The 22,663-nt window shown below is 69.1% G+C and carries 11 protein-coding genes; 3 read left to right on the plus strand and 8 right to left on the minus strand.

All coding sequences use genetic code 11. The annotated features are described in order from the left end of the window. Positions 1–3: 3 nt before the first annotated feature. Genes BM013_RS12000 through BM013_RS12010 form a run of 3 tightly spaced genes read right to left on the minus strand, consistent with a single transcriptional unit; the run spans position 4 to position 9,411 of the window. The gene (locus tag BM013_RS12000) at positions 4–5,454 is read right to left on the minus strand and encodes a two-partner secretion domain-containing protein (protein ID WP_093127044.1); all 5,451 of its coding nucleotides are present in this window, start codon (positions 5,452–5,454) and stop codon (positions 4–6) included. A gap of 2 nt (positions 5,455–5,456) precedes the next feature. Next, the gene (locus tag BM013_RS12005) at positions 5,457–7,193 is read right to left on the minus strand and encodes a ShlB/FhaC/HecB family hemolysin secretion/activation protein (protein ID WP_093127047.1); all 1,737 of its coding nucleotides are present in this window, start codon (positions 7,191–7,193) and stop codon (positions 5,457–5,459) included. Between the two features lie 34 nt (positions 7,194–7,227). Beyond that, positions 7,228–9,411 carry a CHAT domain-containing protein gene (locus tag BM013_RS12010; protein WP_093127050.1) on the minus strand — a complete coding sequence of 728 codons (2,184 nt, stop codon included), beginning with the start codon at positions 9,409–9,411 and terminating at the stop codon, positions 7,228–7,230. A 291-nt stretch (positions 9,412–9,702) separates the two neighbouring features. Here BM013_RS12010 and BM013_RS12015 point away from each other — a divergent pair, with 291 nt between their 5' ends. Beyond that, positions 9,703–13,560, plus strand: a complete 3,858-nt coding sequence (locus BM013_RS12015) for a type VI secretion system Vgr family protein (protein WP_093127052.1) — start codon at positions 9,703–9,705, stop codon at positions 13,558–13,560. Continuing rightward, on the plus strand, positions 13,544–14,164 hold the full coding sequence (locus tag BM013_RS12020; RefSeq protein WP_143098271.1) for a hypothetical protein: 621 nt from the start codon (positions 13,544–13,546) through the stop codon (positions 14,162–14,164). The genes BM013_RS12015 and BM013_RS12020 overlap by 17 nt, the downstream gene beginning before the upstream one ends. An 83-nt stretch (positions 14,165–14,247) precedes the next feature. On the opposite strand, the gene katE is transcribed toward BM013_RS12020, so the two are convergent. Both katE and BM013_RS41205 read right to left on the minus strand, forming a co-directional pair. Continuing rightward, on the minus strand, positions 14,248–16,443 hold the full coding sequence (gene katE, locus BM013_RS12025) for a catalase HPII (protein WP_256219915.1): 2,196 nt from the start codon (positions 16,441–16,443) through the stop codon (positions 14,248–14,250). A 32-nt stretch (positions 16,444–16,475) separates the two neighbouring features. Then, complete coding sequence (locus BM013_RS41205) at positions 16,476–16,625, minus strand: hypothetical protein (RefSeq protein ID WP_177206514.1); 150 nt, start codon at positions 16,623–16,625, stop codon at positions 16,476–16,478. A gap of 353 nt (positions 16,626–16,978) precedes the next feature. On the opposite strand from BM013_RS41205, the gene BM013_RS12030 reads away from it, so the two are divergent. Continuing rightward, a complete protein-coding gene (locus BM013_RS12030) occupies positions 16,979–17,797 on the plus strand; it encodes a transglutaminase-like domain-containing protein (protein ID WP_093127059.1) in 819 nt (272 codons plus the stop codon). A 143-nt stretch (positions 17,798–17,940) separates the two neighbouring features. Here the strand turns inward: BM013_RS12030 and ligD are convergent, their stop codons facing one another. The 3 genes from ligD to BM013_RS12045 all read right to left on the minus strand — a co-directional run bounded on the left by ligD (position 17,941) and on the right by BM013_RS12045 (position 22,616). Next, complete coding sequence (gene ligD / locus BM013_RS12035; protein ID WP_371279952.1) at positions 17,941–20,535, minus strand: DNA ligase D; 2,595 nt, start codon at positions 20,533–20,535, stop codon at positions 17,941–17,943. Then, complete coding sequence (locus BM013_RS12040) at positions 20,535–21,521, minus strand: non-homologous end joining protein Ku (protein WP_093127062.1); 987 nt, start codon at positions 21,519–21,521, stop codon at positions 20,535–20,537. The genes ligD and BM013_RS12040 overlap by 1 nt, the downstream gene beginning before the upstream one ends. A 96-nt stretch (positions 21,522–21,617) precedes the next feature. Next, positions 21,618–22,616 carry a succinylglutamate desuccinylase/aspartoacylase family protein gene (locus BM013_RS12045; RefSeq protein WP_093127064.1) on the minus strand — a complete coding sequence of 333 codons (999 nt, stop codon included), beginning with the start codon at positions 22,614–22,616 and terminating at the stop codon, positions 21,618–21,620. Positions 22,617–22,663 lie beyond the last annotated feature (47 nt).

The raw sequence follows: 22,663 nt of genomic DNA on the forward strand, positions 1-22,663 counted from the left end.
TCTTCAGAAGTCCGCGCAGCCGTTGCGCTTCTCGGTGTCCACGCAACTCGAGAGGTTGGGCCGCGAGCGCACGCGCGACCATTCGCGCGCGAGCACGTCGGCGCCCTGCACCGCGCGGTCGCCTTCCAGCGGCCCCGTGGCAAAGCAGATCGGCGGCGGGCCGATGTTGCGGTCGTACACCCAGGTGGCCGGCAGGTCGCGCAGCGTGTCGGGCCGCGGCAGGTTGGGCAGCCCGGCGACGAACAGGTTGCCGGGCACCACGTTCACCGCATAGCCCTCGGCCGAGGTGAACATGCCGTTGATCGGGTACGCGCCCTGCGGGCTCGACTGCAGCGCCGGCGAGAACAGGAAGCCGGCAAAGCCCGCGCCCGTGTCGCCCAGGATCAGCCCGCCGACGAGGTAGCTGAACAGCGGATTCGGATAACCGAAGGGCCGGCTCGCGCTGCCGATGAGCACCGTGGCCACCGGCTGCTGCGCATAGATGAAGTGGTTGGCGCCCGCCGGAATGCCCACCGTGCACAGGCCCGAGTAGGCGCAGTGGTACAGGTTGGGGTAGATCCCCGAGCCCTGCAGCCCGCCGCGCGTCTCGCCCACCCAGGTGTCGGCCCACACGCGCCACGGCGCGCCGCCGATCGAATAGGCGCCCAGGTTCTGAAAGCGCGAGCCCGCCACCAGGTCCACGCCGTTGGTGCTGCTCACGTTGGTGCCCAGCAGCAGGTCGCCGCTGAGGGTGCGCACGAACACCGTGTCGGCCGCCATCGAAGTGGCCGACTCGGCCTGCGGGGCATTGCCCGCGGCGTCGTATCCGGTGACCGACACCGAGCCCAGCTGCACCGTGTCGACATCGACGTAGCGGAACGCCCCTGCCGCGCCGCCGCCGACGGTGGCCGCGCTGACGTTGTTCGCCGCTTGGTCGAGCAGCACGCTGCCGCCGGTGGAGCGTGCCATCAGCGTGCCCGCGATGATCGGCGCGCCGGCCGTCTGCGTGATGTTGCCGCCCGAGAGCAAGCCGATCTTCGCCGCCGTGAGCGCGCCGCCGAGCTGGATGTTGCCGCCACCGCCGTTCTGCAGCGTGAGCGCGCCGGGCACGGTGAGCGGACCCACAACGTCGATGTCGGCCGCGTGCGCGTTGCTGCCGGCCACGATGGTGGGCGCGTCGAGCCGCGCGAACTCGGCGCCCGACACCGCGAAGCCCGTGGCCGCCGTGCCGCCCAGCGTGATGGGGTTGGCGGTGCGGTCCACGGCGTTGCCCGCGGCGTCCACGCCGCCGGGACGCAGGTTCAGCACGTTGCCCGCGCGCACGTTGCCGGCGATCGCCAATGCGTCGGTGGTGCCGTTGTTGCTGGCGCGCAGCACGACGTTGTTGTTGCCGTCGACCCGCCCGCCCGTGGCGATGGTCACGCCCGTGCCGTTGGCCTGCGACTCGCCTGCGATGTCGATGCTGCCCACGCCCAGCGTGGTCACCAGCGCGTTGTTGGCGATCAGCACGCCGCCCGACGTGGCGCTGGCAACGCCGGGTGTCACGAGCCCGCGGATGCCGATGTTGCCGTCGACGCTGCGCACCGTCGTGTTGCCGAGGTTCACGGCCTGCACGGAGGTCGCTCCCGTGCTGGTGTCCGTCACGCCACTGCCGATGCCCACGATCTGGATGTCGCCGCTGGTGGTGAGGATCTGGCTGTTCCCGGTGCCCGCGCCGATGCGCACGCCGATGCCGGTCGGCGCCTTGCCCGAGATCGACACGTCGCCGGTACTCGTCTGGATGCTGACGCCGTTGAGGTTCACCGTGGCGCCGAAGCTCGATGTGGCGGGCACGCTGCTCGTGCCCGCGATCTGCACGGAGCCGCCCGGGCCGGCATCGCCCTGCGCCGTGGTCCGCGTATCGATCCTGGCGTTGGTCATCTGGATGACGGAACCGGCGCCCAGCGAGTCGGCTGTCATCGAGACATTGCCGCCGTTGGTGTTGATCACCCCGTTGTACGTGATCGTGCCGCCCTGCCCGCCCACGCCGGCGTTGAACACCACGTTCAGCGCACCGGAGTTCGACTGGATCTGCGTGGTGCCGTTGAAGGCGTTGATGCTGTGCGCCGCGTCGAGCTCGAAGGTCAGCGGCGCGGCGCCCTTGCTGCGCACGATGGACGCGTCCGCCGCGAACGTGATGTTCCCGTCGACCGCATTGCCGCCCGTGCCGGTGGTGATGGTCACGCTGGTGCCGCCGTCGAGCGCGTTGTTGATGTCGCCGTCCTGCACGGTCGAGTTGGCCAGCGGGTCGAAGGGGTTGCCCGTGAGGCTGCCCGACGCGACGCCGTGCGCGATGTTCACGTTGAACGGGTCGATCACCCAGCGCCCCGCCGTGCCCACGGCCGCCGAGGCGTCCACCCGCAGTCCCAGCAGCGCGAAATGGGGCGACGAGGTCTCGATGGTGCCGCCGTTGCCTCCGGCGCTGCCGCCGCGCGCCGACAGGCTGCCGTAGCCGCGCAGCGTGTCGCCCGCGATCACGTTGATGGTGCCGCCGTTGCCCGTGGCCGACTTGGCGTCGGCGCGCAGGCTGGCGCCGGCACCGATGGCGATGGTCTGCGTGGCCCGCACGTCGATGGTGCCGGACTGCGCCGCGCCGCCAGCGTCGATCGTGGGCAGCGTGTCGTAGGCATCGTCCAGCAGCACGTTGCGCCCGCGCAGGGCAACGGTGCCGCCCGCGCCGCCGGTGCTGGAGACGTCGAGCACGGCATCGGAAGCCCTCGCGCCCCCCAGCCCCAGCCCCGGCCCCGAAGGGCGGCTCAGCACGCGCGCCACGCGCACGTCGCCGCCGCGCCCGTCGAGCGTCACACTGCCGCCTTCGGCGCGCACCGACTCGCCCGCCTCCATCGTGAGCTGCACGGCGTTCACGTCGTTGCCCTGGGTCACGGTGCCGCCGTTGTCGACGACGAAGCTGCTGCCCCCCGCCGTGCCCGAGATCGAAACGTCGCGCCCCTTGCCGGCCGAGATGTTGCCGCCCGCGATGGACACGCCGTCGCCCGCGCCGAAACCCAGGCCGGTGCCGCCGTTGGCCGCCGCCGCCGAGGTGACGAAGGCCGTGCTGGCAAGCAGCCCCTGCGTGTCGCTGCCGGTGCCGTCGATGCTCACGCGCCCGCCCGCCGCGATGGTGGCGCTGCGCAGCATGACGCCCGCGGTGTTCGCCGCCGTCACGTTGGGTGCGCCGCTGCTGCTGGGCACGATGGTGTCCGCGTACACCGCCACGGGGTCGTCGGTGGTCCAGCTGCGCGAGCTGCCGGTGATGTTGACGTCGCCGGTGCCCGTGCGCAGCGTGGTGTCGCCGGCCTCGGTGCTGCCGAACAGCACGCCGTTGGCGCGGATGCCGCCCCGGCCCTCGATGCCGATGTTGCCCGCGCCGGTGGTCAGCGCGCTGCCGAGCACCACCACGCCGTCGGAGCTGATGCGGTAGTTGGGGTCCGCGCCCGTGTCCTGGCTCACGCCCTGCCCGCGCAGGGTGATCGCGCCCGTGCCGCCGCATGCGCCGCCGGCCGTTGCACAGGTCGACAGCGAACTGCCGCTCAGCGTGATGCCGGCCTGCCCGGTGTAGAAGGTGTCGTCGAGGTTGATGACGCCGCCCGTGGCATAGCCCGTGTCGGCATTGCCCTGGCCGTAGAAGCGGATGTTGCCGCCGTTGGTGGCAATGGAGGCGGAGTCCAGCTGGATCGAGCCGCCGAGTTCGGTGTTGCCCGCATTGGCGTCGAAGTCGACATGCAGCGCGCCCGCGGTCGAACGGATCGAGGAGTCGTTCAGCATGCGAATGTCGTGCAGCGAGTCCACCGTGAGGCGCGCGTCGCGCCCCTGCGACTTGACCACCGCCGCGCCGTACTGGAACACCACGTCGTGCGTCTCGCCCTCGATCGAACCGGTGGTCAGCCTGACGTCGGTGGCGCGCCCGAGCGCATCGCCCAGCGCCGCCGCGCTGACGCGCGTGCCGTCGACGGTGCTGCCGTAGCCCACCGCGTCGTACGCGGGCACGGTGCTGTCGACGTTGAGGTCGCTGCGCGCGCTCACGTTCCATTTGCCGTTGGCTCCCGTGGCGCCGCCCGCCGCGTCGATGCGCGCGCTGTCGCTCACTTCGAGCACGTTGCCCGAGGTGCCGATGGTGCCGCCCGCACCGCTGCCCGCGCCACGCGCCGCGATCTCGCCCGAGATGTGCGTGTGGCGCGAATCGATGTCCACGGTGCCGCCGGCGCCATTCGCACCCGCCGTACCTGTGGCGTTGGCACCGATCTTCGCGTCCGGCGCCATGTTGACGGCGGCCACGCCCTTCACGGACACCGTGCCGCCGCTGCTGCCGCTGGCGTCCGCGCTCAGGTCGCTCATGCGGATGTAGTCGCCGCGCGCGGTGATCGAGCCGCCCGCCGCACCCGCCTCGCCGGCACTCGCATCGAGCGTGCCGCCCAGCAGCATCTCGCTGGTTTCCAGCGCCGAGCGGCCGGTGTCCAGCACGATCTCGCCGTTGCGCGAGCTCAGCGAGCGCGCCCGGATCACGCCGGTCTGGCTCACCACGAGCTGGCGCGCATCCACGTCGGACGCGGCCATCAGCACCACGCGCCCGCCGTCGGCCGCGATCCTGCCGCTGCCGCTGTTCATGACCTGCGCGGTCGCGCTCTTGTCCACCGCCTGCAGCTCCGCGAGCTTGAAGGTGGTCTGCCCGTCGGCCGGGATCTTGAAGGTGGTGAGGCCGTCGCCGTCGAAGTCGAGGTTCAGCGTGACCTTGCTGGCCGACACCAGGCCGACCGAGCCGCGCGCCACGTTGATGTCGCCTTCGTTGCGCACCGCGCCGCCGAGCAGCGCCACGGTGCCGCCGGGCGAGGTGGTGGTGATCGACGCGCCGCCTTCCACCTTCACCTGCGCCACGCTGCCCGAGGACCCGACGAAGACCAGCTCGTCGTTCCTGCCGAAGGCCTTGTCCATCGAGCCGGCCGGCATGAACCTGTCGTCGGCGATGTCGAGCGTCGAGGCCACCAGCCCGCCCACGCTGACCGACGCGCCCTTGCCGAACACGATGCCGCTCGGGTTGATGAGGAACACACTGCCGCCCGGCAGGTTCGGATTGCTTGCCAGCGAGGTCCTCAGCGTGCCGTCGATGCGCGAGGCGAGGATGGTGCCGCCGTCGCCCACCACGCGGTTGAGCAGCACGGCGCGCGTGCTCGGCTGCGCGATGTTGACCGTGCCGCCGGCGCCGATCGAGAAGGTCTGCCAGTTGACGATGCCGCGCTGGAACGGCTGGTTGATGTTCATCACGCCGGCGCCTTGCGTCATCGTGACGCCGCCCGCGACCGGCATGAAGCCCGACGGCAGCACCTGCGCCATGGCGGGCGCCACGCCCGCGCAGATCAGCGAGAACGCGATGGGGCGCAGCTGCAGGCGCCGCGGCAGCCGCCGCGCGGGTTGCTGGAGAGTTTGCTTGCGTTGCTTCATGGTCAGAACGCCTTGATGAGCTGCACGTAGAGCCGGGGGTTGCGGCCGCCGCCGTCGGTGAGCGCGGGGGCGGTGCCGTCGCGCCAGGCGAGCGTGGCGTTGATCGAGAAGTTGCCCGGCCGCGACCAGCTCAGGCCCACGCCGTAGCCGCGCAGGCTGTGGCTGTTGATGCCGTCGAAGGCCGTCGGGTTGCGCACGATCTTTCCGTGCGCCGCGTCGTAGAACAGGAAGGGCGTGAGCTCTTCGTTCACCGACCAGCGCCACTCGGCCGTGCCGATCAGGCCCTGGTCGACCAGCAGTTCGCCCGAGGGGTAGGCGCGCACCGCGCGCGCGCCGCCGAGCGCGAGCTTTTCAGAGGCGTCCAGGTTCTTGCTGGCCCACTGGCCGCCCACCGACAGGTACAGCGAGTGGCGCGGCACGATCGACTGCAGCCGCGAGAACTGGAAGCTCAGCTTGGTGAAGCCGCCTTCGGTGCGGTGGCCCGTGATGCTGCGGTCGAAGTCGCGGCTCTCGGCGTCCTTGATCGACAGGTTGCCATGGTACAGCGTGCCCGAGCTGGCCCAGTAGCCGCCGCCCAGCAGCTCGTCGCGCCGCTCCCAGCTCCAGCCCGCGCTCAGTCCGTTGACGCGCTTCTTCGAGGTGAACTCGGCCGCGCGCAGCTCGTCGGTGAGGTCCTTCACGTCGATGCCCAGGCGCAGGAACAGGTTCTGCTGGCGCTGGCGGATCAGCGGGTAGTTCAGCGAGAAGTCGAGCACGTTGGCGCGACCGCGCGCATCGAGGTCGACGAACTGCCCGCCCAGCTCGTAGCTCACGCGCGACAGGCCGATGCCCGCGCGCAGGCCGCTGGTGCCGATGGGCGCCTCGTAGGCGATGCGGCCGAACTGCAGCGCGTTGCTGTCGGAGACCATCACGCGCATGTCGAGGTTGTCGCCGATGCCGAAGGGGCTGAGCCAGCGCGCCGTGCCGCCCACGCGGTAGCGGCCCGACTCCTTGGTGCCGTGGTTGTCGGCTTCGGCCGTGAAGGCCCAGCGCGGCGCGGCCGCCACCTCGACCGACAGGTCCGTGGTGCCGGCCTGTGCGCCTTCCTGCAGGCCCGAGGACACCTTCACGCCCGGCTGGTCCGACAGCAGCAGCATCGCGCGTTCGTACGCGGGCGCGCTCACGGCCTCGCCGGGCTGCAGCGGCGCCAGGAAGCCGCGCACGCGCGACTCGGCCATCGGCGCGTCGGGCGCGACCACCACGTCGACCTTGCCGAGGCGGCCTTCGATCACGCTGATCTCGACGATGCCGTCGCGCACCGTCTGCACCGGCACCACGGCCTGCGCGAGAAAGTAGCCGCGCTCCTTGTAGCGCGCGGTGATCGCCTTCGCGAGTTCCTCGAGTTCAGTGAGCGTGACGTCGCGCCCGATGTAGGGCGCGGTGATGGCCTGCAGCTCTTCGTTGCTCAGCGCCTTCACGCCGTTGAGACGCAGGTCGGTGAGCTTGAACGAGGCGCCCGTGGGGCGTGGCGGCGCGGGCAGGCTCTGCGGGGCGACGGCGCCAGCCTGGGCCAACGGCCTGTCGCACGTGCCGCACGGGTCCTTGGTGGGGAGCAGCGCGGTAGTGTCTGCCGTGTCGGTGGCTCCCGCCTCCGCTGCATGCGTGCGCGGGGCGGTGAGCAGCATCGTCGCACCCACCAGGGCCGTGACGGCCAGGGCGATCTGCGTGGACCGTTGGCGGGCGCGCGTGTCAGTGACCATGGCAGTCGTTCTTTTCAGTGAGGGCCGCAACATCTCAGCCTCCCACCGTCAGGCGCCAGTTGCCGATCAGGTTGAACGGCGCCCAGAAAAAGGGATGGGACATCTTGGGATCCTTCAACACCGCGAGTTGCCCCGCCTGCATGGCCTTCTGGATGTCGCGGCCCTTGGCCAGCTCGCCGTACAGCGTGCCCATGAGCACGGCGGTGGCGTCGTCCGACACCGGCCACAGCGAAGCGATCAGGCTCGAGCTGCCGGCCGAGAGGAACGAGCGCGTGAAGCCCAGCACCTCGTCGCCCTGCGCGATGCGCCCCAGCCCCGATTCGCAGGCCGACAGCGTCACCAGCGCGGTGCCGTCCATCGGCAACCCGAGGATCTCGTGCGCCTCCAGGAAGTTCTGCTTGCCGCCTTCGTTGGCCAGCAGGATGCGCGAGTACAGCGGATCGACCGCGTCGGCCTCGGCATGCGCCGCCACGTGCATCAGCGGCGAGCGCGCGGCCACTTCGCGGAACTGCGTCTTGGTGGCGGCCGCGCCCATGTACAGCGTGCTGCGCGGGAACAGCTGCGCGAGCTGCTTCACTTCGGTCTCGGCGCCGGGCAGGTCGTACTTGTCCTCGATGCGCGGGTTGCCGAACGCGACGAGCGACGCGTTCACGCGCGGCGTGCGCTGCGCCAGCTGCACCGCGATGCTGATCGACGGCGCCACCGCCACCGGATGCGTCTCGATGACGTAGCGGCCGTCCAGCCGCAGCGCCTGGAACGGCAGGTAGTGCAGCGGCCCGTGCGGCACGATCACCAGGCGCTGCCCCGGCGCGAGCCCGAGCGGGCCGAGCAGCGCGGCACCGAGCTTGTCGGCATTGGTGATGGCCGTGCGGCGCCCGCGCACGATCGAGTTGCGGAAGGTCTCGACCAGCTCGTTGAGCTCGTCGCGCTTGACCGCCACCGTCTTCTCGGAAATGTTGTCGGGGCCCACGACCCACACCACGAGGCGGTCGGGCAGCGAGTGGAACTGCACCACGCGCTCGTCGGCCGCCAGCGTGCGCTGCAGCGTGGCAAGGTCGACGGTGTTGGCGGCCTGGTCGTTGATCTTCGCGCGGCCGCGCACCGCGTCGAGCAGCGCGCGCGAGCGGCTGTGCTCGCTCACCTCGAAGGCCTGGCGCGCGTCGCCCGCGTCGCTGTAGATGGCCACGCCGCGCTCGAACACCGTCTGCAGGTCCGAGAACAGACCCATCTTGAATTCCTCGCTGCGGAACTTGGCGCGCACCTTGTCGACGTCGCCCAGCGCGCGGCCCACGGCTTCGGCCGCGGCCTGCTTCTGGCCCAGCGCCAGTTCGCTGCGCGCCACGCCGTCCCAGGCCCAGAGGCGGTAGTACTCGGTGTCGGCGCCGACCTGGCGCGCGGTGAGCGCGCGGTACATGTCGCGCGCCTCGCCCGGCTTGTTCTCGGCCAGCAGCAGGCGTGCGCGCGTGCGGTCGAGCTGCGCGGTGAGTGGCGCGTCCTTCGGCGGGGCCATGGTGCCGAGCACCTCGCGAGCACGCACGGGGTTGCCCGATTCGATCAGCGCGTTCACCAGCGAGGCCTGCACCAGCGGCGAATAGCGCGGCGAGCTGTTGGCCAGCGCCTCGTCGTAGCTGAGCACCGCGCCGGCAAAGTCGCCGCGGCGCGTGCGCACGTCGCCGATCACCTTCTGCACCGGGCCGACCACCAGCTTGGGGTCGCGCGCCTGGTGGCGCAATGCTTCGCGGGCGAACTCCTCGGCCTTCTCGAGCTGGCCCGAGTAGCTGTAGACGATGGCCAGGTCGCGGTTGGCCATGGCCATCAGGTTCGGGTCGTTGGTGGCGTTGGCGAGGTGCAGCGCCTTGCTCGCGGCGCGCACGCTCTGGCGAAACTCGCCGGCCTCGGCCAATGCGACGGCCTGGCTGCAGTACTGGTAGCCCGACAGCTTCACCGCGTCCTGCCCGTAGAGCACGGCGCCTTCGCTGGTCAGCGCCAGCAGCGTGTCGGTGTCGTCGAGCCGGGCCTGCTCCATCTTGCTGGCCGCGGCCTCGGCGTTCGACTCCGCCTGTGCCGGCGCCTGGCGGGGCCGTGACTGCTGTTGCTGCTGCGCCGATGCCGAAGGACCGAAGCCCAGCAGAAGAATGCCTGCCAGGCCGAGCGCGCCTGCCGCAGCCGCACGGCGACGTGCAGGGCGCTCCCATCCCCATCTTGAAAACCAAGCCATTGGACCCCCGCATGCGGCCCATGGAAGCCCGCCGGAAGCGGGCCGTCGGCGCTGCAGAAGTGCGCGCCGTTCAGGCCTCGTGGGGAAAGTCTAGGAGCGGGGCTGGAGCGCGCCTATTCGCAATACGGTCTAGCGCGAATGGACTACGGGGTGCACGTGGCGCGTGGAACAGCGCGCTGAATACGTCGCGGATCTGCCCTCGGGGGCTGCACGAGTGACGATTGTTTGCAGTGCGTGCGGGACGCTCCTCGCAAACTGCCGCGACCTCCTCTCCTGTCAAGGAAGTCGTCGATGTCGCGCACGCTCTCGGTCCAGTCTCCTGCGATTCCCGTTGTTCTTGGTTGCCCGGCGTTGGAGCCTGTGCGGCTGTCGGGGCACGAGGGGCTCAACAGCCTCTTCGCGTATGAACTGCTGCTCAAGACGCCCGATGGCTTGAACCTCGGGGCCTCGGGCGCAGCGGACTTCGATCTCGATGCGTTCATCGGCCGCGAGCTGAGCTGCGAGATCGAACTCGAAGGCTCGCCGCCTCGCCAGATCAACACCTTGATCACCGATGCGGCCATGTGGGGCGAGGAAGGCCGACACGTCCAGTACAAGCTCACGTTGCGGCCCTGGCTGCACCTGGCCACGCTGCGCACCGACTGCCGGATCTTCCAGGACCAGACCGTCGTCGAGATCCTCGACGAACTGCTCGCCGGCTATGCGTTCCCGGTCGACAAGCGCCTGTTCGAGACCTACCCGACGCGCGACTACCAGACCCAGTTCAACGAGAGCGACTTCGCCTTCTTCAGCCGGCTGTGCCAGGAATGGGGCATCAGCTACCACTTCGAACATTCGCAGGGGAAGCACCGGCTGGTGCTTTGCGACGCGATGGCGGCGTATGGTCAGGCAGACAGTGCGGCTTACCGGGAGGTCGAGTACCACGCGCCGGGCTGGAAGCTCGATGCCGAGTACATCCACAGCTTCGTGCCCGCGAGCCGCCTGACGAGTGGCCGCTACGCCACCAGCGACTACGACTACACCCGGCCCCGGGCGGACCTGAGCGCGGGTCGCAAAGATCCCCGCCCCACGGGCCAGGCCGATGGCGAGGTCTACCAATGGCACTCGCAAGCTGGCGGCAGCCACTGCGCCCAGCCCCAGGCCGGCAGCGGTGGCGCTGGCGCTGGCGCCGGTGCCGGTGCCGGTGCCAACAACCCGCAAGAGGAAAGCCGCCACCTCACCCTGCTCCGGATGCAGGCCCTGCGCACCCACGGCAACCGGGCGCAAGCCAGCGGCAACCTGCGCGCCATGGTGCCCGGCTGCACCTTCAGGCTGGCCAGGCACCCGCGCGAGAAAGCCAACACCGAGTACCTCGTCCTCGACACCCGCTTCCTCATCGAAGACATCGGCGAGAACAGCCAGACGAAGGAGTCCTCCGACAGAAAGCAGCAATGGCGGGTCGAGGTCGACTTCACCGCGCACCCGGCCACCGAGCCGCTGCGCCCTGCCCTGACCCAGCCCAAGCCCGTCTGCGAAGGTCCGCAGATCGCGCTGGTCGTCGGCCCCGAAGGCCAGAACCTCTGGACCGATGCATACGGGCGCATCAAGGTGCAGTTCCCCTGGGACCGGCGGGGCCGGAACAACCAGCACAGCACCTGCTGGCTGAGGGTGAGTTCGCCGTGGGCGGACAACCAGTTGGGCGGCATGCACTTGCCGCGCATCGGACAGGAGGTCATCGTCAGCTTCATCGGCGGCGATCCGGACCTGCCGCTGTGCTCGGGGCGGGTCCACAACCAGAACAACCGGCCGTCGTGGGCGTTGCCGGACGAATCCGCGCTCAGCGGCTTCCGGTCCCGGGAGCTGACGAGCGAAGGCGGCAACGCCGCGATGGGGCGCAGCAACCACCTGATCCTGGACGACACGGAGGGCAGGATCCAGGCACAGCTGCGGAGCGATCACCGCCACAGCCAGCTCAGCCTCGGGTCGATCACGCGGATCGAGGACAACGCGGGGCGCAAGGACCCCAGGGGTGAAGGCTTCGAACTGCGCACGGACGGCCACGGCGTCGTGAGGGCCCGCGACGGCGTGCTTATCAGCTCGGAAGCGCGGGGCAACGCGGCGAACCACGCCAAGGACATGGGAGAGACCGTCGCCCGGCTGACGGCGGCGCAGGACCAGCATGACGCGCTGGCCGAGGCGGCGCAGGTGCACAAGGCGCAGGACAAGGGGGCGGACCAGGACGAGGTGCAGCAGGCCCTTGCGGCGCAGAACGACGCGATCAAAGGCAGGGGCGGTCCATTCCCCGAGCTGGACAAGCCCCATGTGGTGCTCGCAAGCCCGGCGGGCATCCAAGCCTCCACGCCAGCGAACATCCACTTCCACACCGGCAAGCACGCGGCCTTCACGAGCCAGGGCCACACCTCTCTCAGCGCAGCCAGGCGCTGGCTCGCGAGCGCCGCCGACGGCATCCGGGCCTTCACGCACAAGAAGGGCATCCAGCTCATCGCGAGCGAAGACCCCATCGAGCTCCAGGCGCACAAGGACGAGCTGGTCCTGATCGCGCACAAGGACCTCGTGATGAAGAGCGTCGAGGGGCAGCTGCACATCAACGCGAAGAAGAAGGTCGTGATCATCGGCGGGGGCAGCTACACGGAGTGGAGTGCGCAGGGCATCACGCACGGCACCGCGGGCACGTGGCAGGAGCATGCCGCGCTGCATGCGCAGGTCGGGCCGATGAGCCTCGACGCGCTGTACCCCCTGCTCTCCGAAACCGTCATGACCGACAGGCAGAGCTTGCTCGAAGAACATTTCGTGCTGGTCGAACATGCCAGCGGCCTGCGGCTTCCACTGCAGAAATACCGAATCTCGTTCCAAGGCGGGCGAACCATCGAAGGCAAGACCAACGATCAAGGCGAAACCCAGGTCGTGCAAAGCACGGTTCACCAGATCGCGTCCGTGGAGGTGCTGCGCAATGCGGAGGATGGTTTGCTGGCCAGCTATACGCCATTCGTGCGGACGCCGGCCGAACGGACATATCAGGGCCTGGACGTCACAGCGCAAAAGCGCGCGCAGCCTGTCGGCAACAGAAGATTCGCAGTCAACGCCGACAAAGCCACCAGCAGCGACAAGGCGCCGACGCATACCAGTTGCGATCCGAACAACTGGGGAATGCGAAAGAGCGAGCCAGGATCGGGTGACGCGACGCGGTGGGACTACCCGGTGGCCAGCGAGTATGTGAAGGGCATCAAAAAGGCCTTGACGGCACCCGAATGGGCGAAAGCGACTTGGCCACTGGACGACACCGATTCGAAACGCCTGCTTGCGGATCTGAAGACCAGCATCGAAGGCGCGCTCGCAAGAACGGCATTCGCACTTCCTTCGGAAGGTGTTCCGACAATCCTCGTTCCGACCGATGCAGGTGCCAGGCAGCTTGGCATCAACCCTGAGGACAAGGATCTGAAAGGGCTCATGCGCGCAAACGACTGGCTGCTGATTGCCACCAAGGCCGGAGTCATGTCGATCATCAACGCTGCGCGCAGAAGCGACATCGAACTTCAAGACCCGCTCTGCGCGTTCGCCAGCACGCTGTATCACGAGGCCAGGCATGCACAGCAGTTCTTCTGGGTGTTGGCAACGATGCAGCAATTTCCGGCTGACTACGACGATCTACCCAACATCCGGCGCTTCTGGAAAGCCGTCGTTCCGGCACGGATTTTTCAGCTGGCAGCAGTGACGCCAGTGCCCGACGAACCGAGTGCCCGCGCAGGATTGAAGCGCATGGTTGTGGGCATGTACTACTGGCAATTGAGCCGCGCCGATGCTGCGAACAAGCGCAACCCCGACAAACCGGCCTATCTCGCTGACGTTCTCCCGACTGAAATTCCTTTGGCACGAAAGGCCGCGTATGACCTCCTTCAGAACGTGGGCCTGGGTGGCTTGTCCATCGATGTGGATGCGATGGCCAAGGGGGACGCGGGCAGCGCGGGCTATCGCATGCCACCTTGGAAAGAAGACAGCTTCGTGTGCGAAGAGGTGGTCAAGCGCCTTTGGCGTGGTGATTCTGGCAATTTCTTGCCCACCCCCGGGTTCTGCACAGCCGCGCTCGAATACGGCGTCAAGTTCCGCAACAGCGCAGCTCGAGGAGAAACCGGCAATGCAAACCAGGACTGAAAGGAAGGCTTCGAACGAAGCGTATGAAGTGCGGGCCAGCGCCCTCCAGGCGGTCTACGACAACTTTCACTACACCGACGCGCAGCACGAGCGAACCATTCAATTCGTCGCGGCAGCCATGACGGTGATTCGAGGCGAGGCGGCGTTCGACAGTCTCGAGCAACTCCTGCCGGTGCGCCGGCTGGATGTCGGGCAGCAACCAAGCAACAGTGTCAGCCATGCATTCGATGCAAGGTTCCTGAACGAATGGACCAGCATCTACGTGAACGCCGTTCCCAAGCGCGATGGCACGAAGAGTTTCGAACCCATGCTGTTCCAGATCGACTTCCGCCCCGAAATGACCGTTTCGCGCGAGCGCCTTGAACAACAGCTCCAGCTCAAGGTCGTGCCTGGATGGACGGCAGACGGCGGCAACCTGCGATGGGAAATGGCGCCTCTGGAAGGGCTCGCCGCTTTCAACGGCGGCGTGTTCGTCTATTCGCCGCTCAAGCAGCCAAGGACCGGCTTCAATGTAGAGGTCGTCCTCACGTACCTGAACGGTCCCGACCATGACCCCTGCACGGCCAATCGACTCAGCACGATCACGATCAGCCGGACGTACTGACGTTCGAGCCGATCAGGCAGCGTGACGGCCAAAAGCCTGTTGCCAGCGCTGAAGCGCCAAGCGCTCCAAACGCTGCCGTTCCATCAAGCCGGCACCGCATCCACATTCGCCCGGTCCCAATGCCGGTGCTTCGCAATGGCCGCGATGAAGTCGCTCGCCACCTGCGCCGCCGCACTCGCGTCGCCCATGTTGGTGACCGGCGTCGCCGCCACCACCACGCCGGCCGGCGCATCGGCCGGCTGCGTGTCCGCCGCGATGCCCAGCGTGGACAGCAGCTGCACGCCCTCGCCCACGGTGCAGATGGCCTTGCAGTGCTTGTAGGCCTCCAGCACGAAATGCACCGCATCGCCGATGGCCGCCATGGCCGCGGCGCTGTCGCTGCCGGCCGGCACCAGCACCGCGTCGAACATCACCGACGGCGTGTTGGCGAAGGTCATGTCGATGTCGATCTGGCGCTTCGATGCGCTGGCGACGGTGCCCAGGCGCGGGCCGACCACCTTGCACTGCGCGCCGGCCTGTTCGAGCGCGTCGCGGATCGGCTTGAGCGAGGCCGAATCGACGCCGTCGGCCACCAGGATCGCGACCTTGCGGGTGCGAATGGAGCCGTCGCCGGTGTCGGCCATGCTCAGCGCCGGCGACTCGTCGATGGGCAGCTGGATGCGGTGTTCGCGAAAGCCCGCGCGGCCCGCCGCGGCCTTGGCATCGGGCTCGCCGATGCCCAGCGGCTCGGCCACGCGGCGTGCGAGCTTCTCGTCCACGTGCGCGAGGTTGTCGACCATGCGCTGGCGGATGGCGGGCACCTCGAGCTTGGAGAGTTCGAAGCGGAAGGCCGCGATGATGTGCTCCTTCTCGGCCGCGCTCTGGCTGTTGAAGAACAGCCGCGCCTGCGTGAAGTGGTCGTCGAACGACGGGCTGCGGCGGCGCACCTTGGGCGGGTCGAGTTCTTCGGGGAACGACTGGAAGCCGGTGCTGCCGCCGTCCACGCGGAACTCCGCGCCGCTGCCCAGCGTGTTGGGCTCGTAGGCGACCTGGCCGCGCGCAATGGTCTGGCGGTGCATGCCGTCGCGCTGCATGTTGTGGAAGGGGCACACGGCCTTGTTGATGGGCAGCTCATGGAAGTTGGCGCCGCCCAGCCGCGAGATCTGCGTGTCGGTGTACGAGAACAGGCGCCCCTGCAGCAGCGGGTCGTTGCTGAAGTCGATGCCGGGCACCACGTGGCCCGGGTGGAAGGCCACCTGCTCGGTCTCGGCGAAGAAGTTGTCGGGGTTGCGGTTGAGCACCAGCCGGCCGATCTTCTGCACGGGCACCATCTCTTCGGGAATGAGCTTGGTGGGGTCGAGCAGGTCGAAGCCGAGCGAGTGTTCCTTGTCGGCCGGGATCATCTGCACGCCGAGCTCCCATTCGGGGAAGTCGCCGTTCTCGATGGCTTCCCAGAGGTCGCGGCGGTGGAAGTCGGCGTCTTTCCCGGCGATCTTCTGTGCCTCGTCCCACACCAGGCCGTGGATGCCGAGCTTGGGCTTCCAGTGGAACTTCACGAAGTGGCTCTCGCCGCGGCTGTTGATGAAGCGGAAGGTATGAACACCGAAGCCTTCCATCATGCGCAGGCTGCGCGGAATGGCGCGGTCGCTCATGGCCCACATCAGCATGTGGGTGCTCTCGGGCATCAGCGAGGCGAAGTCCCAGAAGGTGTCGTGCGCGCTCGCGGCCTGCGGCATCTCGTGGTGCGGCTCGGGCTTGACGGCGTGGATGAGGTCGGGGAACTTCATCGCGTCCTGGATGAAGAACACCGGAATGTTGTTGCCCACGAGGTCGTAGTTGCCTTCGCGGGTATAGAACTTGACGGCGAAGCCGCGCACGTCGCGCACCGTGTCGGCCGAGCCGCGCGAGCCGGCCACGGTGGAGAAGCGCACGAACACGGGCGTCTTCGCGTCGGGGTCCTGCAGGAAATCGGCGCAGGTGAACTGCGACATCGACTTGTAGACCTGGAAGTAGCCGTGCGCCGCGGAGCCGCGCGCATGCACGGCGCGCTCGGGAATGCGCTCGTGGTCGAAGTGCGTGATCTTCTCGCGCAGGATGAAGTCTTCGAGCAGCGTGGGGCCGCGCACGCCGGCCTTCAGCGAGTTGTGGTTGTCCGGTATCTGCAGACCCTGGTTGGTGGTGAGGGTCGTGGGGTGCTCGACGGTGAAGCCCTCGAGCTGCTGCTGCTTGGCATTGGCGCCGTCGCCTGCCTTGGCGGCGCCGGCGCGGCGGCCGGCGGCGGCCTTGTTCTGTGGCGTCATCGTGGACCTGGAGTCTTTCATGGGGAGGGCGCTCAGCCCATTTCGTTGTTGTCGAGGAACATGTCGAGCACGTTGACCACGGCAATGAGGCAGATGCTGCCCGCGACGGCCGCCACGGCCCACACCAGGATCTCGTCGCCCCAGCCGGTGGCGAGCGAGTCGAAAAGCGAAGAAAACTCCATGATTCCCTCCAAGGAAGCAGACTGAACACGAGACGGCGAGACGCGGGTCGGCTTGCAGCGAGGCCTGTGCATGGGCACGCGGCTCGCCTGCAAGCGAAATGCAAGGTTATGTTTCGCGCGGCCCGCGACCCGTAGTGGCCGCCCTCCCCCGCCTGTGGGAGAAAGAGTGCGCCCGCGGTAGGAGCGCGCCGACAGCGCATCGCCCCCGCCTACGCGGGGTCGCGCGTCCTGGCCGTGGGGCCTGCGAACCTTCGTCGCATAGCATGGGCGCGAAGGTGGCATCCATCGTGCTTGCCTCCAGTTGCCTCGCGCACCGGCCGCACCGCCCGGATCACCCAGGGAAGAAAGCACCCATGCAGATCAGGATCGGTTTCGACATCGAATTGGGCGTCACCGCCCCCACCGCGTTGATCTACATGCTGCAGGTGCACCCGTCGCGCTCGCAGGACGTGCAGGGCAGCGAGAACATCACCCTCAGCCCACCGCTGGCCACCGATTTCTACCAGGACGGTTTCGGCAACCACTGCGCGCGGGTGCACATTCCGCAGGGCGTGAGCAGCGTGCGCCTGCGCAACAACGCCGTGGTGTACGACACCGGCTGGCCCGACCCGGTGGACTACGGCGCGGTGGAGCACGCGGCGGCCGACCTGCCGGTTGCCGCGCTGCCCTTCGTGCTGCCGAGCCGCTACTGCGAGGTCGACAGCGAGCTGCTGCAGTTCGCCTGGGCCAACTTCCTGAACGTGACGCCGGGCTGGTCGCGCGTGCAGGCCATTTGCGACTTCGTGCACCGCCACCTGCGCTTCGACTACCAGAACGCGCGCGCCACGCGCACCGCTTTGGAGGGCTTTCGCGAGGGAACGGGCGTGTGTCGCGACTTTGCGCACCTGGCGATCACGCTGTGCCGGTGCATGAACATTCCGGCGCGCTACGTGACGGGCTACCTCGGCGACATCGGCATTCCGCCGGTGCGCTACCCGATGGACTTCAGCGCGTGGTTCGAGGTGTACCTGGGCAACCGCTGGCACACCTTCGACGCGCGCCACAACACGCCGCGCATCGGCCGCATCGTGATTGCGCGCGGACGCGACGCGGCGGACGTGCCGATCACGATGGTGTTCGGGGAAAACACCTTGCAGCGCTTCGATGTGACGACGGAGGAAGTGCTGCAGTAGGCCCGGTCTTGCTCCTTCCCCTTCCGGGGGAAGGATGGCATCGGGGCAAGCGGCGCTTGCGTGGCGCGGTGCTTCATCCGAAGCCGCGAGCCCCCACCCCCCGCCCTCCCCCGGGAGCGGAGGGAGCAATGCGGGGAAGGCGGCTACCTGGCGACCTGGTAGCCCAGCAGCTTCATCGCAGCGGCCAGGCCCTTGCGGCTGCGCTCCATCGCAGCCCACGGCTCGTTGCCGATCTCGAAGCGCTCCGCCGCATTCGCAACGGTCCACTGCGACGCGCTCGTGAGGTCCGGCAGCTCTTCCCACGCCAGCGGCACCGACACCCCGAGCCCCGGCCGCGAGCGCGCGGACCACGCGCTCACCGTGGTCGCGCCGAAGCCGTTGCGCAGGTAGTCCACGAACACCTTGCCCACGCGGTTGCGCGGCCCGCTCCTGGCGACGAAGCGCTGCGGAATGGTCTGCGCCAGGTGCACCACCACGGCCTGCGAGAAGCCCTTGACGGCGTCCCAGTCGTACTGGCGGCGCACCGGCACCACCACGTGCAGGCCCTTGCCGCCGCTGGTCTTCAGGAACGAGGGCAGGCCGAGCTCGTCGAGCAGCGTGCGCACCAGCATCGCCGCCTCCTGGATCTGCGGCCAGCTCACGCCTTCGCCGGGGTCGAGGTCGAAGGTCATGCGGTCGGGCTTGCCGATGGCGCGCGAGGTGGCGTTCCAGGTGTGCAGCTCGATGACGTTCATCTGCGCGGCGCCCAGCAGCCCGGTCTTGCTGTCGATCTGCAGCAGCGGCTCGTGGCCCGGGTCGAGCGCGGGGTCGAGCTGGCGCACGCCGGGAATCTCGCGGTTCTGCACGTGCTTCTGGAAGAACAGCTCGCCGCCCACGCCTTCGGGCGCACGCACCAGCGACACCGGCCGTCCGCGCAGGTGCGCCAGCATGAGCGTGGCCACGCTGTCGTAGTAGGCTGCGAGCTCGCCCTTGGTGATGCCGCTGTGCGTGTCGATCACGCGGTCGGCGTGGCTGATCTTGAGGGCCATGGGCTGTGTCGCTCCTTGCTTCTTCGGCGCAGTTGCAGTTGCAGTTGCGGATTCGCCAGCGGCCTGCGGCCGTTCGCGGCGGATGTCGCGCGCGGGCTTGTCGGCGCGCAGCCCCTGGAACACCGAATGGCGCACACGGTCTTCGCGCGTCCACTCGCCGAACGACACCTCGGCCACCAGCGTGGGCTTGACCCACGTGGCTTTCGCGTTCACGCCGCCCGGCCTGGGCTCGAAGGGGCAGTCGCCGGTGGCCAGCTTGTCGAGCCTGGCCTTGATGTCGGCGAGGCGGTCGGCGTCGAAGCCCGTGCCCACGTTGCCGCAATAGCGCAGCCGGCCGGTGGCCTCGTCGTGCACGCCCAGCAGCAAGGCGCCGAAGCCGGTGCGCGCGCCCTTGGGCGCGGTGTAGCCGCCGATCACGAACTCCTGGCGCTGCTGGTTCTTGAGCTTGATCCAGTCGGGCGAGCGGCGCGACACGTAGGGCGAGCCCTTGCGCTTGCCGACGATGCCCTCGAAGCCGATGCGCGCCGACGACGCCAGCAGGTCGCGCGGCGCGGCGTCGAAGGCCTCGCTCAGGCGCAGCGGCGCGGGCGGCTTCTTGCCGAGCAGCCTGGCGAGGCGCGCGCGGCGCTCCTCCACAGGCAGCTCGCGCAGGTCTTCGCCATCGAGGAAGGGCGCATCGAACAGCCAGTAGGCGATGCGCGAGGTGGCGCCGCTGTCGAAGGCGTTCTGCAGCGCCTGGAAGTCGGGCGCGCCGTTCTCGCCTTCGACCGTGATCTCGCCGTCGAGCCAGGCCGAGGCGCTGGGCAGTCTCGCCAGCGCCTGGGCGAGCGCGGGCAGCTTCGCGGTCCAGTCGTGGCCGTTGCGCGTGAAGCAGCGGACCTTGCCCTTGTCGATGCGCGCAAGCATGCGGTAGCCGTCGAACTTGAGCTCGTAGAGCCAGTCGCCGGCCGGCGACGGTGGTGAGGCCGCGAGGGTGGCGAGCTGGGGCTGGAAGGCGGCGGGCAGCGCGACCTTCCTGAGCGCCTTGCCGGCGGCCTTCCTTGCAGCGGCGTTTTTTGCAGCGACCTTCTTTGCCGGCGCCTTGGCAGCCACCGTCTTCGCCGGCTGGTTTACTTCGTCGACGCCAAGGCCGGTGATCACGCTCGCGGGTTGCTCTTCGAGAACGTCGTAGTCATCCAGCGGCCGCGCTTCACCGTCGCGCTCCTTGATGAGCAGCCAGGGCTCGTGCGATTCGTCGCCCTTGCCGTGCATGCGCACCAGCGTCCAGTGGCCGTGCAGCTTCTCGCCGCGCAACTCGAACTTGAGCTTGCCGGCCGCGAGCGACTTGCGCGCGTCGCCCACGGGCAGCCAATCGCCGCGGTCCCAGACGATGACGGAGCCCGCGCCGTACTGCTTGGGCGGAATGGTGCCCTCGAAGCCGGCGTACGAAAGGGGGTGGTCTTCCACGTGCACCGCCATGCGCTTCACGCTCGGATCGAGGCACGGCCCCTTGGGCACCGCCCAGCTCTTCAGCGTGCCGTCGAGCTCCAGCCGGAAGTCGTAGTGCAGGTGGCTCGCGTGGTGCTTCTGGATCACGAAGGACAGCGTTCCCTTGCCGCGCGTGCCGCCCGTCCTGGGCTCGGGCGTGCGCGTGAAATCGCGCTTGCCGTGGTAACGCTCGAGCGCCTTGCGCGCGGTGGATGCGGCCGTGCCCATCGCAGCGTCCGGCATCAGGCGGCACGGCGGGCGCGGGCGGGCGCCTTGCGAGCGGCAGCCCTCGCGGGGGCTTTCGCGGCCGGCTTGCGTTTCTTCGCGGCGGCCTTGGGCGCGGGTGCTTCTTCGTCTTCGTCGCTGTCGTCTCGAGAGGCCGCGGGCTTCGACTTGCCGCCGCCCTTGCGCAGGCTGCGCTGCAGCAGCTCGGTGAGGTCGATGATCTTGGCGCCACGGCCTTCGCCCGAGGCGTCTTCCTCGGGCTCGGGCTGCGTCACGGTCTCGGTCTGGCCGGCCTTCACCTTGCGGTCCACCAGCCGCAGGATCTCGTCCTTGAATTCGTCCTTGAACTCGTCGGGGTCCCAGTCGCCGCTCATGTCGTCCACGAGCTGGCGGGCCATGGTGAGCTCGCGCTCGCTCAGGCCGGCCTTCTTCACGTCCTCGGACGGCAGCGGCAGGTCGGCCCACGGGCGGATGTCGGTGCCCCAGCGCAGCAGGTTCAGCACCAGGCCGGGCCCCACGGGCACCAGCGCCGCCAGGTGCTGCCTGGTCTGGATGACGACGCGGGCCACGCCCACGCGCCCGCTGCGCTGCAGGGTCTCGCGCAGCAGCGCGTACACCTTGGCGCCGCGGTTGATCGGCGCCACGTAGTAGGGCCGCTCCAGGAACACGAAGGGAATGCCGTTGGCCGGCACGAAGGTCTCGATCTCGATGGTCTGCGTGGTCTTGGGGTAGGCCGCCGCAATTTCCTTGTCGCTGAGCACCACGTACTCGCCGGCCTCGTACGCGATGCCCTTCACGATCTGCTCGCGCGCGATCTCCTTGCCGGTCTTCTTGTTGATGCGCTTGTAGCCCACCGGGTCCATGGTGCGCTTGTCGAGCCAGTCGAAGTCGATGCCGTGGTTGGTGGTGCCCGAATAGAGCGCCACCGGAATGTGGACGAGGCCGAAGCTGATGGCGCCCTTCCACAGGACGCGCGGCGCGGAGGCTTTTGCAGAGACGGGCATGGGCACACTCCTTCAGGCTGGCAATGTGCGCCGCCCGCGGGCCGGGGCGGTGTAGGAGCGCGGCCCCAGGCGTGGTCAGGGCGCGCCGGTCGTTCTCTACGAGTTCTTCACCGGCCCCAGCCGCCGCTCGCTCGGCCGCGCGAAGTAGAACCACTCCGCGCCGGGCAGCGCCACCGCGTTGGGAAACACGATGAAGCCGTCGTCGGGGGCGCTCAGCAGCGTGCCGTCGTGGCGCATGCCGATGGGCTCGCCGCGCTGCACCTCGTCGAAGGTGGCCCAGTCGCGCACGAAGCTGTCTTCCTCGTGCAGCCGGTCGGTCACGCCCGCCAGGCGCAGCAGCCGCGGCGGCTGCGCGGGTCCGCCGGCCAGGCCGTCGGGCAGCGCCGCCATGCCCAGCAGCGCCAGCGTGCGGCGAATGGCGCGCCACGCCACTTCGGGCGCCTGCGGGTCCTGGTGCTGGCCGCATTCGAGCGTGACGCCGTAGCCGCCGCAGCTGCGGATGTATTCGTTGGTGCCGCGGCCGAAGTCGAGCGCGGCTTCGTCGGCCGGCGTGCCGCCCGCGCGCTGCGCGAGGCCGGCGGCGTAGATGTCGAGCCAGCCTTCCACCACGACAGGCGTGCCGATGTGCAGCGCGAGCTGGCCTTCCTCGTACGAGCGGGCGAAGGGCTCCAGCGTGCCGGTGTTGTCGCGCGGGCCGATCATCGAGAAGGCTTCGCCCTCGCTCTGGAAGGAGTGCAGGTCGAGCAGCACCTCGTGGCGCGCGATGAGCGGAGCCAGCACGTTGGTGATGCGGGCTTCGTAGTCGGCGGGGTCGGCGCTGGGGCGAAACAGCCGGTTGAGGTTGCGCTCGCCTTCGCGCTGCAGGCGGCGGCGCGCCAGCGGGTTGGCGACCGGCACCAGCGTGAGCTCGCCGCGCAGCAGCTGCAGCGCGCCGGCGTCGAGTTCGGCCAGCACGCGCTCGATGCCCAGGGTGCCGGAGATTTCATCGCCATGCACCCCGCCCACCACGAGCAGGCGCGGTCCGGGGGTCAGCGAGGCGAAGGCGTGGATGCGCAGGCTGTCGGTGGCCGCGCCGGAAAAGGGATCGGAGGACATGCGCCGGATTATTGCGGACCCGCATGGCTCCGCGCAAAGCCGCTACG

Origin of the sequence: Variovorax sp. OK605 (assembly GCF_900115445.1) — a bacterium.
Taxonomy (GTDB): Bacteria; Pseudomonadota; Gammaproteobacteria; order Burkholderiales; family Burkholderiaceae_C; genus Variovorax.

Excerpts from the sequence above, each read along its gene's own strand:
- ligD (WP_371279952.1), bottom strand. The coding sequence starts at position 20,535 with ATGCCGGACGCTGCGATGGGCACGGCCGCATCCACCGCGCGCAAGGCG.
- BM013_RS12000 (WP_093127044.1), bottom strand. The coding sequence starts at position 5,454 with ATGAAGCAACGCAAGCAAACTCTCCAGCAACCCGCGCGGCGGCTGCCG.
- BM013_RS12030 (WP_093127059.1), top strand. The coding sequence starts at position 16,979 with ATGCAGATCAGGATCGGTTTCGACATCGAATTGGGCGTCACCGCCCCC.
- BM013_RS12020 (WP_143098271.1), top strand. The coding sequence starts at position 13,544 with ATGCAAACCAGGACTGAAAGGAAGGCTTCGAACGAAGCGTATGAAGTG.
- BM013_RS12045 (WP_093127064.1), bottom strand. The coding sequence starts at position 22,616 with ATGTCCTCCGATCCCTTTTCCGGCGCGGCCACCGACAGCCTGCGCATC.
- BM013_RS41205 (WP_177206514.1), bottom strand. The coding sequence starts at position 16,625 with ATGGAGTTTTCTTCGCTTTTCGACTCGCTCGCCACCGGCTGGGGCGAC.
- katE (WP_256219915.1), bottom strand. The coding sequence starts at position 16,443 with ATGACGCCACAGAACAAGGCCGCCGCCGGCCGCCGCGCCGGCGCCGCC.
- BM013_RS12005 (WP_093127047.1), bottom strand. The coding sequence starts at position 7,193 with ATGGTCACTGACACGCGCGCCCGCCAACGGTCCACGCAGATCGCCCTG.
- BM013_RS12015 (WP_093127052.1), top strand. The coding sequence starts at position 9,703 with ATGTCGCGCACGCTCTCGGTCCAGTCTCCTGCGATTCCCGTTGTTCTT.
- BM013_RS12040 (WP_093127062.1), bottom strand. The coding sequence starts at position 21,521 with ATGCCCGTCTCTGCAAAAGCCTCCGCGCCGCGCGTCCTGTGGAAGGGC.
- BM013_RS12010 (WP_093127050.1), bottom strand. The coding sequence starts at position 9,411 with ATGGCTTGGTTTTCAAGATGGGGATGGGAGCGCCCTGCACGTCGCCGT.